This is a genomic window from Butyricimonas sp. RTP31003st1_G1_RTP31003_210430 (assembly GCF_040920905.1).
Taxonomy (GTDB): domain Bacteria; phylum Bacteroidota; class Bacteroidia; order Bacteroidales; family Marinifilaceae; genus Butyricimonas; species Butyricimonas paravirosa.
This window is the reverse complement of sequence record NZ_JBCOSQ010000001.1, coordinates 119,959-136,644: the sequence shown is the minus strand read 5'-3', so window position 1 is coordinate 136,644 and position 16,686 is coordinate 119,959. Positions and strand designations below refer to the sequence as shown.

The window sequence follows — 16,686 nt, the reverse complement described above, 5'->3', positions numbered from 1 at the left end:
ACATTTCATCCGATTCTTGCACTTGGTCGGTCTCACTACACCCGCACGGAATCAGTAGAATGTATAAAAGAATTACACAGCAAGTTATTTTTATGTATTTCATATCTTCTCTAATTTAGTCAAACCATCATTTCAAAATTGAAGGACGTCCCTTGTGAATCACGGGTGGATATTGATTTCCACGAGCTTTCGTACCAAAGTCCATGTCCCGAGTGGAACGTGATAAATTATCCGAACCCCGCTTATCATTCTTCACAAACTCATCGAAGGAATATGTTTCTCCGGCGTAAAGCATGATACGTTTCACGATGGCCTCCCGGCTAATGGCACTATGATACGGGATGTCGTTATTCATACAACTGTTCTGTTCCGACCGGAAAACACCCCGAGCATGTTTAAAACCTCCCTCGTAAATGTCCACCACATCGCTATACCGATCATCAAATATAAAATGCGCCCAAGGCACTTCGTGCATCTTCCCGGTAAGAGAAAGATTTTCGTACCATCCTAATGATTTTGCCCAGTTAAATGCCTCTACGTGATCGCAACAGACACAAGGACAGAAATCTATGAACTCGTTGTGATAAATATACTCGTCACCCAATTTCCCGAACCCGTGTCCTCCCGCCTCATGCTGGATGACACCGCGAGAATCCAAAGGATAGCCATAGGTACTCAATGGGCAGAATGCAATAGCTGAACCATCAGCCCACATCTGGCATATTCCGCCATAGTCCGTGGAATTCGGAGTTATAATCACGAGCGACTGATTCAAATTACCTTCATTCACCGTGGGCATTCTTAACGCATAGGCAAAGGCCGCATCGTAATCACACCGTAAACCGACACCTCCCGTGTACGTGGTCTCAAATTTGGTGTAACGAATCGTGTTGATTGTTCCGACCCCACTTTCCGGGGAAACGGCAATAGCCGTGTATATATCAAAACAATCCCGATACGTGCGATAAGGTTCTATATCAAAGAAACGTTCTACCTGTTCTTTCATCACTTTCAAATAATCCCCCTTGGAAATTTCTTTCGCATCAAATCCATCACCCAAAAAGACGAGATTTACACCATTTCCTTTCGTGTGGGACTGTAAGGTTATAATTTCATCTTCATCGTACTCGTAATCATATTGTGTCACGGAACAACGAGTTGTATAATCTTTATCCTTCAGTTTAAACACGATCTCCCCTTCCCTCGGCTCAGATCCTTGAGGCATTTCGCTAATAGTAAGCGTTAATTCCGTTTTCTGCGAGCCGGACATCTGCGACAAAGAACACCAATCCGGTTTACTTTCCACTTCCCACTCTCCTTCCGCATTCAAAACCAAACGACGGGTACACTCCGTATTGATTGCCGTGGCCAGCGAGGGACGACAAACCAGTTCCCGATGGGCTGAAATTCGCTTGAATTCATTCCAACCTGGAGCTACTTGATACTGAGTAACAACTGATTCTGGTACTTCAACAGCAAAATTATCTTTAGGCACACCATCAAAAGCCAACGAATGTAGATAACAGGGAGTAACGCTTTTACATTCGATACCTTCAATATTGAAACAATTCCCAAAAGCCAAAGATCCTATACTCTCTATATTTTCTGGAAAAATTATTTTTTCTAACATTGGACAATAAGAAAAAGCCCCCTCACCTATATTTTGCAAATTACGTGGGAATTCCAATGTTCCCATTAATCTACTATTCCCAGAAAAAGCCCAATCTCCAATAGAATTTAAATTCTCAGGAAATTTCAACTCCCCAGAAAAATCACAATTTAAAAAAACTCGATTAGAAATTACAACCAAATTTTTAGGTAATATTAATTCTCCTTTAAATCGGCAAGCAAAAGCCTCCTCCTCTATATTAGTAATTCCATCATGCAATTCCAGTATTCCATCAAAACCACAATTAGAAAACGCATGTTGAGAAATAAATGTTAACTTCTGAGGTATTTTCAAATCACCTACTAATCCCCTACAGAGATAAAATGCTCCTATTCCCAAAAACTCCAAATTCTCAGGTAAAACTAAATTTCCTTGGAAATTATAACAATTGTGAAAGGTATAGTTCCCAATATGTTTTAGCGAATTAGGTAATTTCAATTCTCCAGTAAATCCACACTCGTCAAAAACCGAACCAACTCCTGTTTTCGTTCCTAAATATTCCAACGTCGTTGGTAAAGATAACGTCCCTTTCAAATTTGTACAACTTTGAAAGGCAGCATCCTTAATATAACGCACTCCTTCCGGTATAATTAGAGAACCAGATAAGTTCGTACAATTATAGAAAGCAAAATCTCCGATGTAAACCAACTGATCAGGTAAAATAATTCGCTGTAACGTCTTTTTCTTATTAAATGCAGATGAAGGTATTTCATCATCATTTCCAACTACATATTCATTTTCAATCAATTTATGAATCTTCACTTCTTTCAAATTCAAAAATTGTAATGCATCCATCGAATCCCTCATGAAGTAAAAATCCAAAGCATTAATCTCACCCGTTATTTTCAAGTTTTGCAAATTCCTAAAATCTTTTTTGGCAGCCGTGATACACTCCTTCAATTTACCTGCCTCGGACTCAATCACGATATACTCTCTAGCTGTCGCATCATGTGATGCCAGATCATCTTCCCAAGCCGTGATAGATTCACTGACCAATACAAACTCATATTTCCCCTCATTGGCTTTTTTATCTACCCGAATCGTGAAATTATGCATTTTAGAAGGCACGTAAGTAAACGTTTCATTCTTTGAGAACGAGTACGCAACCCCATCAACAGTTATACTAAATAATTTCACTCCGGTAGCCACCTCCTGCGGCACGACGATCGCCCGGAATTCATCCCCATGCTTATAAGGGATCGTCCCTGTTGTCGCCACTTCGCCTGTAACGGTTACAATACCCGTGGCCAAATCGACCCGCGCCCCACGTTTCGTGTTCGTGACCAGCACTTGTTTTTCCAACTTGGTCCATTCCCCTTCACTAAAACCCTTTCCCTCCTGCAATGTCACCCGGGCATTACTCATTTTATGACGGAACGAGAGCCGTACGACAGGTGTCAACGGAGCCACGTTCTCCGCTTTCCCCCAAAGAAAATCACTCGCCTCGTATCCTCCCATCTCCCCGTTCTCGGATAACTTGGACTGGTCCTTTCGAACTTCAAAGGCATAGGCATTCACGCTTTCCGGAGTTCCTACCGGATAATACCCGTACACGTCAATGGGAGTCTTACTATCCTTCCAGAACACATCGTATGCCGAATTCCATTTATAATTGGCTTCATCAAACGTGAATTGAAGATTTGTTGCCCGGTTCCCTTCATCCAACAAAGTTCCGGGAGAGCCACCCTCGTAGTCCACGATATAAACTCCCATCACATCATTATGACAAAAACCACCGTCATTTACCCGGGATAAAGTCACTTGATCAATCTCCCCGGAAAGTGAAATTAAGCAGGCCTGACCGGCATCAGGACCCGCTATTTCGTTATCGTAACATGCCCAACACACAAACGATAACACCATTGCAACCAGAAGAATTATTTTTCTCATAAATATTGTTTTAGATTATTCTGCCACCCCGCCATAATCCACCCCATCATCGTCCCATTGGCCGATATTGACGTTAATACCATTACTCGTTTTATTCACCTTCACGGTAAAAGTATATCTTTTATTTTTCTCAAAAGTATGTCCTTTTTTCAACGTGTAATCTTTTCCATTCACGTTAACCACCAATAAGTCAGTTTCACTAATACTTTGTGGCACAACAAGCGCCCTGTACAACCCGTCATTCTTTCCCAAAATAATGCTTTGCTCTTCATTTACAGCCTCAACTTCTCCTGTAGCCAGATTGATGGATGCCGCAAGCCGGATATGATTAAACTTTACCTGTATTGCAGCCTCATCCAATGCCGCTTGCGTGAAACCATTTCCCGGTTCCACCTTTACCTGTGCACAACTAAAAACATGATTCAACGTGATATTAACGGCCTGTTCAGTCGGACTCACTCCCGGAGTCTTTCCCAGAAGGAAATCACTTGCTTTGTAGTTATCCACGGATGCCTGATCCGCTTTCACGTTAAAAACATGGCCAGACACGTTTGCCGAGGCAGAATAAGGGTAATAGGCGTAAAAATCCGCTTTCGTTTCATCATCTTTCCAATATATGGTCTGATCCGGTGTCCAAGAAGAATTGTAAACAAAACGCATATTGTTCACGTGATTCCCTGTATTTTGCAAATCACCAGCTTGTTGCCCGTCATAATTCACAACATACAATCCAATCTTGTCACCAGCTTCGAAAGTGGCATCTGTTGCCCTTGCAATATCCTGTACGCCAAAAAGCATTTTAATTTCTTTCCGTACCGGCTCCGGTGTCGGTTCTGGCGTTGGCTCCGGATCCCCACTACCGGATCCTCCAGAACATGCATATAGCAAAGCTATTAGTATAAACCCGATCTTCTTTCTACCTGACATGATGTTCATTTTAATAAAACTTGTAATTTTTATACAAAGGTAGGGGCATATCATTCAAAAATCAAGTTCATAATGGTTCATTTGCAGAAAAACAACTTTCCCTTAACATCCCATACAAAAGCAGGGGCTGTCCTAAAAAGTCCTGCCTGTATTTACCAACTACCCCCTCCAGCTCCCCCTTACACAGGGGGAGAGCTGATTACCAAGCGATTTCTCCCCCTGTGTGAGGGGGAGTTAGTGGGGGTAGTTATTTAAAATGCTCTTTTACTTTATTTTTTCTCCAATATAGTCACGTAACGAACAAATTTAGGAGAATAGCGTTTTTTATCTGATTTCGGACGATTATTATTGTCGTAGACATCTATCAAACGAAGATTTACTTTCTCCTGTATCCCCACAGGCAAAACTTCCGCTGCAGGTCTGCCGGAAACCAACACGACAGGTAAGGAATTCAAAAGCGTTGTATCATTTTTTATATCCCAAGGCAATATGCGGCGACCAGCCTCATATACCAGCTCGATTCTCAATTCCTCATCCGCCGGGTAATAGAAAGGTACGTGTTGTAACTCTTCAATCTGACGGACGGCCTTGATACTTTTGATCTCCGTGTTATTGAACATATTGGCAACACGAGACATCAACAGGGTTTCCACAAGGATCAATAATAGCACGACTCCCGTGAATACTTTCATGGATTTTATCCTCACCCCACCCGCAAAAATTGAATAGGCGGCAACAAGGAACAGGATCGAAACAATAATCAAAAGGGTCAACCCGACTTCTCCTTCCCGGTAAAATAGAAGATAGACGGCAACCGGCATTCCTAAAGCGATCAATGCCGGGATAAAAGCATTCACACGAAATACGACACGATCACTCGTCGTGAGCGTTTTTTCCTTCGCGGCGGTGAATATATAAACGATATAATGTGCCACAACCATCGCGGCCGGAATCAGTAACGGCAACAAGTACCGAGTTTTTTTCTCCGGGAAAAGAGAAAGTAACACTAAAGTAACCACAGTCCACAAAACGGCAAACGTGTACTCCTTACGCATTTTGATTTTCTTCTTTAACCACGGCCAGCATAACCCGGTCAAGAGGAACAAAGCCCAGATTCCCGACTCGGCAAAGAACAACCAGTAGTAATACCAAGGACGTACATTTCTCTCGATCCAAGCCGTTGATTCTTTCGCCAGCACGAACAAGGCTGTATCCCGATGGAACACATACAGATAAAGCGGCCACCAGAAGCTGATTACTATAAATAACAGCAACATGACCACGATAGGCCAGCCTTTTCTCTTGAGAGAAGGACGATAGATCCATATATAAGAGATCAAGAAAGGAAATAATAACGCATAGAATGCCACAGGCCCTTTACCCAAGAAAGACAAGCCCAAGAATATCCCGGCCCAAACAAAATTAGCCCAACTCGTTCGTACGCTCTTTATCCCTTTATAGAAGAAAAATATTGCTCCCAGCATAAAACTATGGCAATAAATATCCCATGTTGCCACTCGCCCTGCCATAATGACATTAAAGCTGGTCGCCATTACCAGAGCAGAAAGCAATCCCAATAACCTGTTGCCACTTAAAGCCGAAGCAAAGAAATAGAGGAAAAAAGCCATCAGTGTGGCCATAATCCCAGCGGCAGCACGCTGCAAAGATATATTATCCGGTTGCAAATATTCGATTCCCGCGGCTACCCACGTCGGAAGAGGCGGTTTCTCCAAACGCAGTTCCCCGTTCATGGTAGGCACCAACCAGTTGTCATATTCAATCATTTCATGCGCCGTGACCAAATTACGGGACTCCATAATATCCTCATAAACAGAACCATTATTCACGAAAAAGGCGAACCAACAAACGATAAGAATAAAAAGATAATGAATATAGTTTTTCTGCATAATCTTATGTACACGTTTAGATTAGAGTGCAAATTTATAATAATAAAACTATTTTCAAGAGCATATCCTTCAAATAATGCAGGAAGAATTTTTTCTCCGGATGTAACAAAAAAGAAACATTTTTGGTATACATTTTGGACGTGTTTTTGCGCGAAAAGGATTTACATACTATAATCATGAAAATTGAACGATATTTTATATTGCTTATTTTGGTGATTCCCGTGTTGATCCTACGGGATTTCACTCCAAACAACGAACTGAAATACCTCAGTATCGTTGATGAGGCCCTGCGAGACGGGTATTTCTTTACTTTCTACCATCAAGGAGAACTTTACGCGGATAAACCGCCCCTTTATTTCTGGTTACTCATGTTGAGCAAATGGATCTGGGGAGAATATAATATGTTTGGTCTTTCACTTTTTTCTATTATTCCCGCCCTGATTTCTGTCTATATCATGAATACATGGGTTGAAGAAAAAACCACCACATCCTTGAGATGGAACGGTTCGCTGATGCTCTTCACAAGCGCATTTTTTATCGGTTCGGGCCTTGTCCTGCGCATGGATATGCTGATGTGTATGTTTATTCTTCTTGCCCTGTACACGTTTTATAAACGTTATTCGGGCAAGGGACAACCGAGAGACCGTTTCTTGCTGCCCTTCTATATTTTCATGGCCATCTTTTCGAAAGGGCCCATCGGGTTTATCGTTCCCTTGATAACCATGCTCGTCTTTCTACTGGTGAAAAGAGACATCCGTTCCTTCTGCCGGTATTTCGGCTGGCGGGAATGGGGTATTTTATCGGGATTCTGTGCCATATGGTTTCTCGGTATTTATCTCGAAGGAGGATCAACTTACTTGAACAATCTTCTTTTCCATCAAACTATAAACCGAGCGATTGATTCGTTCGACCACAAAAAAGCATTCTGGTATTACGGGGTGACGTTCTGGTACTCCGTGGCTCCCTGGTCTATCCTGTACATCACGACAATCATTATCGCGGTAAAAAAGAAACTACTCACGACAGATAAAGAAAAACTTTTCCTCTCGGCAATCGTCTCGACTTTCGTCATTCTTTCCCTGTTCAGCGGAAAACTGGACATTTATATGTTACCCCTGTTCCCATTCTTCACGTACTTGACGATCCTGTTGCTCCCGAAAATCAAGGAGAAATGGATCGCATTTTCCGTATATATTCCCGTGATAGCCCTTACCATCGCTCCCATCGTGGCATTTTTCATCCGCAACAAATTTAATGTTCCCGACTCGCCATTTATTTATGTCGCCATCATAACATTGTTTATCTTCAGTTTAACAGCCTGTTATTTACTATATCGCAAACAAATGTACCGGGCCATCAATTGTGCCGCACTGGGAATCCTAGCCACCCTGTTCACGGGAGCCTTTGCCTTACCCCGGATTAATCCATACATCGGTTTTACCGCTATGGCGAAAGAAGCATATCATATATGCGAGGAAGAGGATATCGATCATTATTACTATTACAAATTCCGCAGCGGGGAAAACATGGACGTTTATTTAAAGGAAGAGGCCATAAAGGTCACGAATGAAGATTCTTTATTTAATATCTACCAGAAAGGCGACTGCATGATTTTCGTCAAAGAAAAGAACGTTACACGTTCCCCGGCACTCGCCAACTGGATTCAACAAACCCATCACGAGAAGATCGGAAACTTTTATCTTATCCACCCCACTTTAAATACATCGTCTTTATATGATCAACCTTAGAAGTATTTCTATCCATTTACATACTTTATCCCTATATCTTGAAAAATACGATTAAGAGGTGAAACATTTTTTCCTATATTTGTCCCATGGTAACAATCAAGGACACAACATTAATTAAATCTTTCAATGAAGGGGATCCTATGGCTTTCAAAGTCATATTCGATCGCTATTATAAGATTTTGTGTTCCTATACCTACCATTTTATCCGCACGCCTTATGCTGTTGACGATATTGTGCAGGACATTTTCGTGGCCCTATGGAACAGACGGGAAAAATTTGATTGTATCGAAAAAATCAGTTCTTTTCTTTTTGTCTCCGCACGTAACGCTTGCCTGAATCATGCCAAACATGAACAAATGAAAGCGGAAAAACTGAAAGAATTTGTTGCCCAAACAGATGAAGCCGTTTACGATGATTATATCATTATGGCCGAGTTCGACCAGAAATTAAACCACTGGTTGGAGTCCCTGCCCACGGAATGCCGCAAAATTATCGATATGTCTGTTTCCGGGATGAAAAATGACGAAATCGCCAAAGCCCTGAACATTTCCATTAACACGGTAAAAAATCAGAAGGTCAAAGGATTTAAAATTCTCAAGGAACTATATAAGGATGAATATCTTACAATCCTGTTTTACATTTTCATATCACTTGGAGCAAAATAATTTACCAAAAAAATAAATCCCGCATAGTACGTTAGAAGGAGTCGATTGTTATACTATAAAAGAGATAACAATGACACCTAAAGATTGTGAACATATCGCCCATTTGCTTTTCCTAGCTTACACGGGGGAGGCAAGTCCCGACCAGCAAGAGGAGTTATCCCGTTGGTTGAAAGAGGACAAACATCACGATGATTTGTACCGGACAATCATGGATCACGAACGAATTCGCTCGGAACAAGAGGTATTTTTATTATTCAACCAGCAAAGAGCTTGGACAAAGATTTCACAAAAGACTTACCGAAAAAGCAAAATGTTATATACCAATTTTTTACGGTATGCAGCCGTATTCATTTGCTTTATCTGTGTCAGCGTGTATTTCCTATACCCCGATAAGCCGGAAGAAAAGATCGAAATTGTCGAGTTATTCTTAGAACCCATTTCTCCCAAGGCTATCCTACAAAACGAACAGGAAGTACGTATATCCCTGCCGGGTCAATGCTATTCGATAAAAGATAGTACCCGTCATAAAAAACAGCTTGAAACATCTGAAATCCTGCGAATTTATGTACCCAAAGGAGGTGAGTTCGAACTTGTGTTAGCTGACGGAACACGTGTCTGGATGAATTCAGAGACAGAATTAAAATTCCCCCGTGTTTTTACCGGGGACAAGCGACAAGTCGAATTGGTTTCCGGAGAGGCTTATTTCGATGTCAGAAAAGATAAAACAAAACCATTTATCGTTCGGAATAAGGATTTGGATTTAACGGTGTTAGGTACTCAGTTTAATATCCAGAATTATTCCGACGAGCATGAAATTATAACAACTCTAGTCGAAGGTGCCGTGCAATTATCATCCGACAAGACCATTCTACACCCCGGGGAACAGGCCACTTACAACAAAGCAACACGAGAAACACAAGTTGAAACGGTAGACACGGAACTCTTCACGGCATGGAGAGAGGGACGATTAATTTTCAAGTCTACTCGCTTGGAGACGGTCCTGAAACAATTGTCCCGTTGGTATGATGTTAAATTCGTGTACGAAGAAGAAAGATTAAAAGACTTAATCTTCTCCGGAAAGATGAAAAAATACGATAACGGTAATGTTATTTTAGGAATATTAAAAGCTACAGGAAAAATCGATTTTATACAACAAGACTCTACTATACATGTAAAAAGACAATAAAAACAAAGATTTTAGTACGTTTAAAAACCAATAACCATGAAAAAAAATTCATCAATCCCCAAAGCGGGATTCAGACTTTTTCGGCCTAACCCGAGAATGTTCGGAAAACTATTTGCTCTTTTTATCTTCATGACATTTTGCACTTACTCGTACGGAGTGAGCCAAAACAAGAAGATGGATGTTCACTTCAAAAACGCCTCGATTGATTTTGTTATCGAGTACCTAGAATCGGCAACGGACTACACGTTCGTGTACAACGACACGGATAAGGAAGGTGTTAAAATAACCGTCTCGTTGAAAGACGCGGACATCGTGACAATTTTGGATGCTGTATTTAAAAACACGCCCCTCGCTTACCAGATAAAAGAAGATCGTATCGTGGTGCTAAGACGTAAGAATAATACGATAAAAGCTGAAGAGGAGAAACAACTGGTCGTGAAAGGACGCGTGATTTCGGAAAAAGACAAAGAACCTATTATCGGGGCCACCGTTATCTTAGAAGGTACGACTTTAGGGGTTGCTACAGACGTGGAAGGCAAATTTTCGATCAACGTTCCGGAAGATGCGAAAACACTCGTCATCAGTAGCATCGGTTATGCTAAATATCGGTTCGCATTGAACTCAAATGTTTTCGACAAACTCAATATCATTCAACTGAAAGATAGCGTAAGTTTCGTTGACGAGGTGGTTATCGTCGGTTATGGAACCACCAAAGTAAAAGATGCTACCGGAGCCGTATCCCGACTCGGGGAAAAGGATATTGCCATGTCTCCGGCAGGAGCAAGCGTGCAAAGTATGTTGCAAGGACGGGCCCCCGGAGTAAACGTCATGATTCAATCGGCCTCTCCCACTTCCCCGGTAAATGTTATGATTCGAGGAATTTCAACGTTAACCGGAAACACTCAACCGTTATGGGTTATTGACGGAGTACCCGATTATTCACAAAGTTCCACAGGAGACGTAACCAATGCTTTATTCAACTTGAATTTATCAGACATTGAAAGCATTGATATATTAAAAGACGTATCTGCAACAGCAATCTACGGTTCCCGGGCCGCCAACGGTGTCATCATCGTGACCACGAAAAGGGGTAAACTAGGGATGCAGCCGACCGTGGACCTTTCTCTCCGAGCCGGAATCCAGACCATCAATTCAAACAAGCTAAACGCCTTAAATGCGGCAGAATACAAACGTTTCGTGGAGACAGTCGGTCGTCAATCCATTGAAATTGCCGGATTCGATTACAATACCCGACTCTTTTTCAATGAATCCAAATTCAATCAATTGAACACGAGCCAATGGGACGGCAGTATGCTGGAATTACTCCCCGATGCTTTCATGGACGGAGATACCGACTGGTGGGATGAAATGACCCAGAATGCTTTGACCACACAATGCGACATTTCCGTGCGAGGTGGAACACAGAACTCGAACTACTTTATCTCTTTCGGATATAATGACCAAAAAGGTGTTGTAAAGGGAGGACGCAGCAAGCTGTTAACAGGGCGTTTGAATTTTGAAACATTAATCGGGAAACAGGTCAAACTAGGCGTCAATCTATCCGGATCGTCCAGAAAAACCAATAACAAGGATAATCTTATTGACAATATCATCCGATTCCGCCCAGACTTCCCAGCATATAATGAAGACGGAAGTATTAACCTGGTAACAACAAGCACGGTGATCGAAAACCCACATTTAACCCTAGCTAACCGAAACGATGGACGAGGTTTAACTTTCTCCGGTTCTGCCTTCCTGGAATGGACAATTTTGGACGGTTTGAAATTCAAATCTACCGGAACGGTCAATTACACGAATTCGCAAACCGACATTTTCTCGAAAAAAGGGACACGAGGATATGCCACAGCCTACAATAGCCGTAACTTAGGCAATAGCGAGAACAACACCTACGTGTGGGATAACACACTAACTTGGATGAAGACTTTCGGTAAACACAATTTGGTTGCCATGGTCGGCCATTCAATCGAAAAATATAAATCCAGAATGCTTTCCGGTGGTGCGGAAGAATTCCCAGACGAAAAGGTATTAATTAATCTAGGTAGTGGGGCTGACTCCTGGGCAGATAGTGATGAAGCCGGAAACACGCTCGTATCAGCCATTGCTCGTGTGAATTACAAATACAACAATCGTTACCTAGCAACCTTTACTTTCCGTACGGACGGCTCCTCGAAGTTCGGACCGGACAAGCGCTGGGGATATTTCCCTTCCGGAGCGCTCGCTTGGGTGATCTCAGAAGAAGAATTTATGGCCCCCTTGAAATTATATATTCCTTATTTGAAACTACGGGCTTCTGTCGGGAAAATCGGTTCACAGAACTTAGGCAATTATGATTATATCTCCCTTATGGGAGCTGCAACCTATGACGGACAACCGGGAACAAAGCCGACTTCTTTGGGAAATCCGGTCCTTCAATGGGAAGAAACAACCTCTGTCGACGTGGGTCTTGATTTCGGTTTGTTAAACGAACGCCTTCGCGGAACAATCGGATACTACAATAAACAAATCAACAATCTGATTTATGACGGTTCCGTGCCTGCAAACTCATCCTACACGACTGTCAACCAGAATGTAGGAACAATCGCCAATGTCGGATGGGAATTTGACATCCGGGGTGACGTTATCCGGACGGATAAAGTGAACTTTGAAATCGGCTTTAATATCGCCACGAATTCCGGAAAAGTAAAGAAACTGGATGGAATCGTGAAAGAGCTAAAAATGCCTTACTATTACGAATATGTTCGTTTGGTTGAAGGCGGACACATCGGAGACTGGTACGGTTATCAATACGCCGGTCGGCTGTTCCGAACCCAAGAAGAAATTATCGCACTGAAACCGGTGTCATCTACCGGAGTACAGGAAAATTATTTCGGAAGTTATGATTCTCCGGGTGACGCATACCTGATTGATCAAGACGGAGATGGAAAGATCACGGCAAAGGACAAAGTAAAACTGGGTAATTTCAATCCAAAATTCTTTGGAGGTTTCAACCTCTCTCTCAGTTGGAAAAATTTATACGCAACCGCCGTGTTCACTTACTCGTACGGAGCGAAAAGAATGTGGTATTATCAATATGAGAAAACATCCGGCGTGGGGACCTACAATGTGTATAACTCGATATTTGATAGTTACAATTTCAAAGGAGGCGATGCATTATTCCCAAGGTTAGCCTACGCAGGAACCGTGGCCAATGCTTTATGTGACCTGTATATTCACGACGCCTCGTTTTTACGGATGAATTCTTTGAACTTGAATTATCGCTTACCAGCAAAATGGTTTACCGGAACGTTCGTGAATAACGTGGAATTATCTTTCTCTGCATCCAACTTGTTCACCATCACGAAATACCCGGGCTTTGACCCGCAAGGGAACTTCGGATCGACCTCGACATCCGCAACCGCCAATGACGTAATAACCGTGGCGCAAGGTGTTGATTACAGCACTTATCCATCAGCGAGAACCTATAGCCTTGGTATTAAATTTACATTCAAATAAATTCTGCACCATGAAAAGAATCATATATATTTTGATCTTTGGATTCATCCTATCATCTTGTGATGATTTCCTAACAGAAGAGCCCGTACATAAACAAACCCTCGAGAATGCCGTGGTGGATTACGCCGGAGCACAAAACATTATCAATGGAATGTATGCCTCATTAACATTGGGAAGTGGTACTTCCGGAAGTGACTTTTTCGGAGGTAGCCTAGCTTGCGCCTTGTCTTCTCAGGCAGGAGTATCTCGTGCGGGAGGAACAACATTCTATTCGATGTCATATACTTCCACCACCAGTGGAATTGCTACTTATTGGCAACAATGGTATGCCTGTGTGAATGCCGCAAATGCAGCCATCATTTCTATCTCAGCATTAGCAGATAACAAATTCCCCGATACAAAAGAAAAAAGTCGAATGATCGCCGAAGCCCGTTGTTTCCGGGCATGGGTAAACGCACACTTGTTATGGTGTTTCGGGCATTTTCAAACAGATGATGCATACGGGATTTTGTATAGAGAAGAGTTGAGCGACATGGTTAACGTACATCGGGATCGTTTGAGTGTAAAAGATAGTTATCAAAAAATATTTGATGACTTGGATACAGCAATCAAGGATCTGGGAGACTATACAACTTCCAAACGCCTGTCTCGTCAACTGGCACAGGCGTTGAAAGTCAAACTATTGTTAAACCGGGGTTGGGAAAGTGACTACGCAAACGCTTTATCACTATTGAATGAAACGATTTCCACTCTTCCAGCTGATTTCAAGATGGACCCGGATATGAAAAACATGTATAACGAAGCATGGGATTCAAAAGAAGTTTTATGGGCTCGTTATCTTGAAGACGGTAGCGGACGGGCATATTCCGAATTCGCATACACGCAAACCATCATACAGACGGGTGATCTTCTGGTGGTCGGTCAAGAACCATCATCTCTGAAATCATTCTATCCAGAATTCAATTCATGGCTAGAGACTGATCCCCGATACGATGTAACAATGGGATGGGCCAGACGCCTGAATGCTAACGGACAACAATATTTCTGCCCAACCAAAGTTGCCAGAGGCGGACGTGCCGATATGAATGACAAATTTACCACGTATTATTTCCGTTACCCGGAATTACTATTGATGCAAGCCGAATTAAGAGCCAGAACAGGAGCTACGATTGCAGAAGCTCTTGCTCCGATCAATACACTCCGAAACAACCGGACCAATCCCGTATTATCCCAAATCCCGGAACCTGCAACCCGCAATGAATTGATGGACATTATCTTTAAAGAATATTGTTTGGAATTATTTGTAGAAAACGGAAGCGAATGGTTTGCTTCACTGCGTTTCGAAAAAGACGGGAATCCTTGGTTCAAAACATTAAAGCCTGATGTATCTGATGTAAGTACAAATAAATATTGTTGGCCAATCCCCGCCGTGGAAACCAACGTGAACAGTCAAATAAAACCCAATCCCGGTTTCGATAATTAAAAACTTGAAGTGATGAAAAAATTAATCTATATTTTACTCGCAAGTGTCACGATGCTCTTTACGGCATGTGAAGATGACTATGACAAACTGGTCAAAGAACCCAATGATGTTACGTTGAATGAATTACAATTAGAAAAATTTACTCATATCATTCCGGATGGCGGTTTCAAATCCGGAGAAATAACATTCAATACGAAAAAGAATTCAGACGGAACTTTTAGCGGATTCGCGTATTCCCGCCGAAGTAATCGTTCATTTACTTGGAGTGGTACTGATGCTGCCTTAGATTCTAATCGTTTTAGCGTTTACACGCCCCGTCCCAACCAAACGGAAGTGTACGCTGTTGCCTGCGTGAAAGATGATGATGTTTACTTCACGCTGGATAAAGCTACTGTTGTCGAGCATATTCTAGTGGCAAACACGACATACGCCTATTTCGCAATGAATTATGGAAAAGATACAGGCCCCACTCCTATCGCTAATCCTAATGTTCCTTCTGCACCCAAGGGTATTTGGCAAACCTATGCACCCGGAGTGGAACGGGCATTGAACCTTGACGGAGATTATTTTAAACTGATCATTAAAGGTTTCTTGGGAGATACCCACACAGGAACGGTTGAATTTTACTTGTGCTGCCGCAAGGGAGCCGATCCGGCAAATCCAACATTCAATTTTCTCCGTTCAGACTGGATAAAAGCCGATTTGCAATCCTTGGGGGTTGTTGATAAAGTCGTTTTCAATGTAGAGTGTTCGTATCGGGATAATAATCAGCAGAGTTTGATTCCCGCCTGGTTCTGTCTAGATGGAATTCGACTCCAAAAATAATGTTGTTATGATCAAAAAGTATTTTTTACTCCTGTTAGCAACTATTTTGCTAACGGGAGTACACGGACAAAACCGACAAGTGGATTTGCCCAAAAATATCCCTTTACAGGACATTCTAAAAAAAGCGAAAAAACAAAAGAAACATGTATTATTGGATTTCGGCTCTCCAAGATGTTCCCCTTGTCTATTTATTAAAAACAAAATATTCACAATCGATAGTATAGCAGATTTTATCAATGAACGTTTCGTGAGTGTTGATTATACCGAAGGCCCCGAAAAGAAACGATTAAGTAAGATTTACGAGGTTTACACGGAACCCGTACTTCTAATCTGCGATGCGAATGGTAGGGTCATGCACCGGATGGAAGGAAAATGTACCGCAGGCGAAATGATGGCCCGCCTACGCCAAGGTCTAGACGTGAAAAATAATCTGACTGCACAAAAATTAATGTATGACAACGGGAACCGATCTTCAGAATTCCTGATCAACTATCTGGAAACTCTTCATATTGCCGGTTTAAGAACCCAGAGAGACTCCGTATTACAAAATATTTTCTCACCCTCGTTTCATGTAGATTCTTTAAAAACACCCAAATACTGGAACGTGTTCTTGCGCTACAACGAGTCACCTGTTAGTCGAGAAGGAAGTTATGTATTCAAACATCGGGAAGAATTCTATAAATTGTTTGGAGAACAAATCGTCAATGGAAAAATTGATCGTATGTTTAACGGAAAACTCCGCACGTACACGTACGGACAAACACCTCCCATTGAATCAAAAGAATACAGAGATATTTTGGAATGCCTTCAAAATACCGACTACCCGAAATCTACCGAATGGCTTATTTACTTGATGCCCGCCCAGTATAAATT

At 42.0% G+C, this 16,686-nt stretch carries 10 protein-coding genes; 7 read left to right on the top strand and 3 right to left on the bottom strand.

The window, feature by feature from the left end:
* Positions 1 to 127: 127 nt before the first annotated feature.
* From AB5542_RS00505 to AB5542_RS00495, 3 genes are all read right to left on the bottom strand, one after another.
* Positions 128 to 3,559 (bottom strand): leucine-rich repeat protein, encoded by a 3,432-nt coding sequence (locus AB5542_RS00505; RefSeq protein WP_288215013.1) that lies wholly within the window; start codon positions 3,557 to 3,559, stop codon positions 128 to 130.
* Between the two features lie 15 nt (positions 3,560 to 3,574).
* On the bottom strand, positions 3,575 to 4,486 hold the full coding sequence (locus AB5542_RS00500) for a fimbrillin family protein (protein ID WP_288215012.1): 912 nt from the start codon (positions 4,484 to 4,486) through the stop codon (positions 3,575 to 3,577).
* Between the two features lie 269 nt (positions 4,487 to 4,755).
* Positions 4,756 to 6,393 carry an ArnT family glycosyltransferase gene (locus AB5542_RS00495; protein ID WP_279038621.1) on the bottom strand — a complete coding sequence of 546 codons (1,638 nt, stop codon included), beginning with the start codon at positions 6,391 to 6,393 and terminating at the stop codon, positions 4,756 to 4,758.
* A gap of 176 nt (positions 6,394 to 6,569) precedes the next feature.
* Between AB5542_RS00495 and AB5542_RS00490 the strand changes: the two genes are divergently transcribed.
* The 7 genes from AB5542_RS00490 to AB5542_RS00460 form a co-directional block, all read left to right on the top strand.
* Positions 6,570 to 8,141: an ArnT family glycosyltransferase gene (locus tag AB5542_RS00490; RefSeq protein WP_288215011.1), complete on the top strand. Its 1,572-nt coding sequence runs from the start codon at positions 6,570 to 6,572 to the stop codon at positions 8,139 to 8,141.
* Positions 8,142 to 8,227: 86 nt separating this feature from the next.
* Positions 8,228 to 8,806 carry an RNA polymerase sigma factor gene (locus tag AB5542_RS00485; protein ID WP_288215010.1) on the top strand — a complete coding sequence of 193 codons (579 nt, stop codon included), beginning with the start codon at positions 8,228 to 8,230 and terminating at the stop codon, positions 8,804 to 8,806.
* Between the two features lie 70 nt (positions 8,807 to 8,876).
* Positions 8,877 to 9,992 (top strand): FecR family protein, encoded by a 1,116-nt coding sequence (locus AB5542_RS00480; protein WP_087419200.1) that lies wholly within the window; start codon positions 8,877 to 8,879, stop codon positions 9,990 to 9,992.
* 36 nt (positions 9,993 to 10,028) lie between these two features.
* Entirely contained in the window at positions 10,029 to 13,505 is a 3,477-nt protein-coding gene (locus tag AB5542_RS00475; protein ID WP_288215009.1) for a SusC/RagA family TonB-linked outer membrane protein, read from the top strand.
* 10 nt (positions 13,506 to 13,515) lie between these two features.
* Positions 13,516 to 14,988 (top strand): RagB/SusD family nutrient uptake outer membrane protein, encoded by a 1,473-nt coding sequence (locus AB5542_RS00470; RefSeq protein WP_288215008.1) that lies wholly within the window; start codon positions 13,516 to 13,518, stop codon positions 14,986 to 14,988.
* 12 nt (positions 14,989 to 15,000) lie between these two features.
* Positions 15,001 to 15,813, top strand: a complete 813-nt coding sequence (locus AB5542_RS00465; protein ID WP_087419203.1) for a DUF4465 domain-containing protein — start codon at positions 15,001 to 15,003, stop codon at positions 15,811 to 15,813.
* Positions 15,814 to 15,820: 7 nt separating this feature from the next.
* A partial coding sequence (locus tag AB5542_RS00460) for a thioredoxin fold domain-containing protein (RefSeq protein ID WP_368242944.1) occupies positions 15,821 to 16,686 on the top strand: 866 nt, incomplete at its 3' end.

What these genes read in the sequence shown, in the direction of transcription:
- AB5542_RS00475 (WP_288215009.1), top strand. Translation starts at nt 10,029, where the DNA reads ATGAAAAAAAATTCATCAATCCCCAAAGCGGGATTCAGACTTTTTCGG.
- AB5542_RS00465 (WP_087419203.1), top strand. Translation starts at nt 15,001, where the DNA reads ATGAAAAAATTAATCTATATTTTACTCGCAAGTGTCACGATGCTCTTT.
- AB5542_RS00480 (WP_087419200.1), top strand. Translation starts at nt 8,877, where the DNA reads ATGACACCTAAAGATTGTGAACATATCGCCCATTTGCTTTTCCTAGCT.
- AB5542_RS00505 (WP_288215013.1), bottom strand. Translation starts at nt 3,559, where the DNA reads ATGAGAAAAATAATTCTTCTGGTTGCAATGGTGTTATCGTTTGTGTGT.
- AB5542_RS00470 (WP_288215008.1), top strand. Translation starts at nt 13,516, where the DNA reads ATGAAAAGAATCATATATATTTTGATCTTTGGATTCATCCTATCATCT.
- AB5542_RS00500 (WP_288215012.1), bottom strand. Translation starts at nt 4,486, where the DNA reads ATGTCAGGTAGAAAGAAGATCGGGTTTATACTAATAGCTTTGCTATAT.
- AB5542_RS00490 (WP_288215011.1), top strand. Translation starts at nt 6,570, where the DNA reads ATGAAAATTGAACGATATTTTATATTGCTTATTTTGGTGATTCCCGTG.
- AB5542_RS00495 (WP_279038621.1), bottom strand. Translation starts at nt 6,393, where the DNA reads ATGCAGAAAAACTATATTCATTATCTTTTTATTCTTATCGTTTGTTGG.
- AB5542_RS00485 (WP_288215010.1), top strand. Translation starts at nt 8,228, where the DNA reads ATGGTAACAATCAAGGACACAACATTAATTAAATCTTTCAATGAAGGG.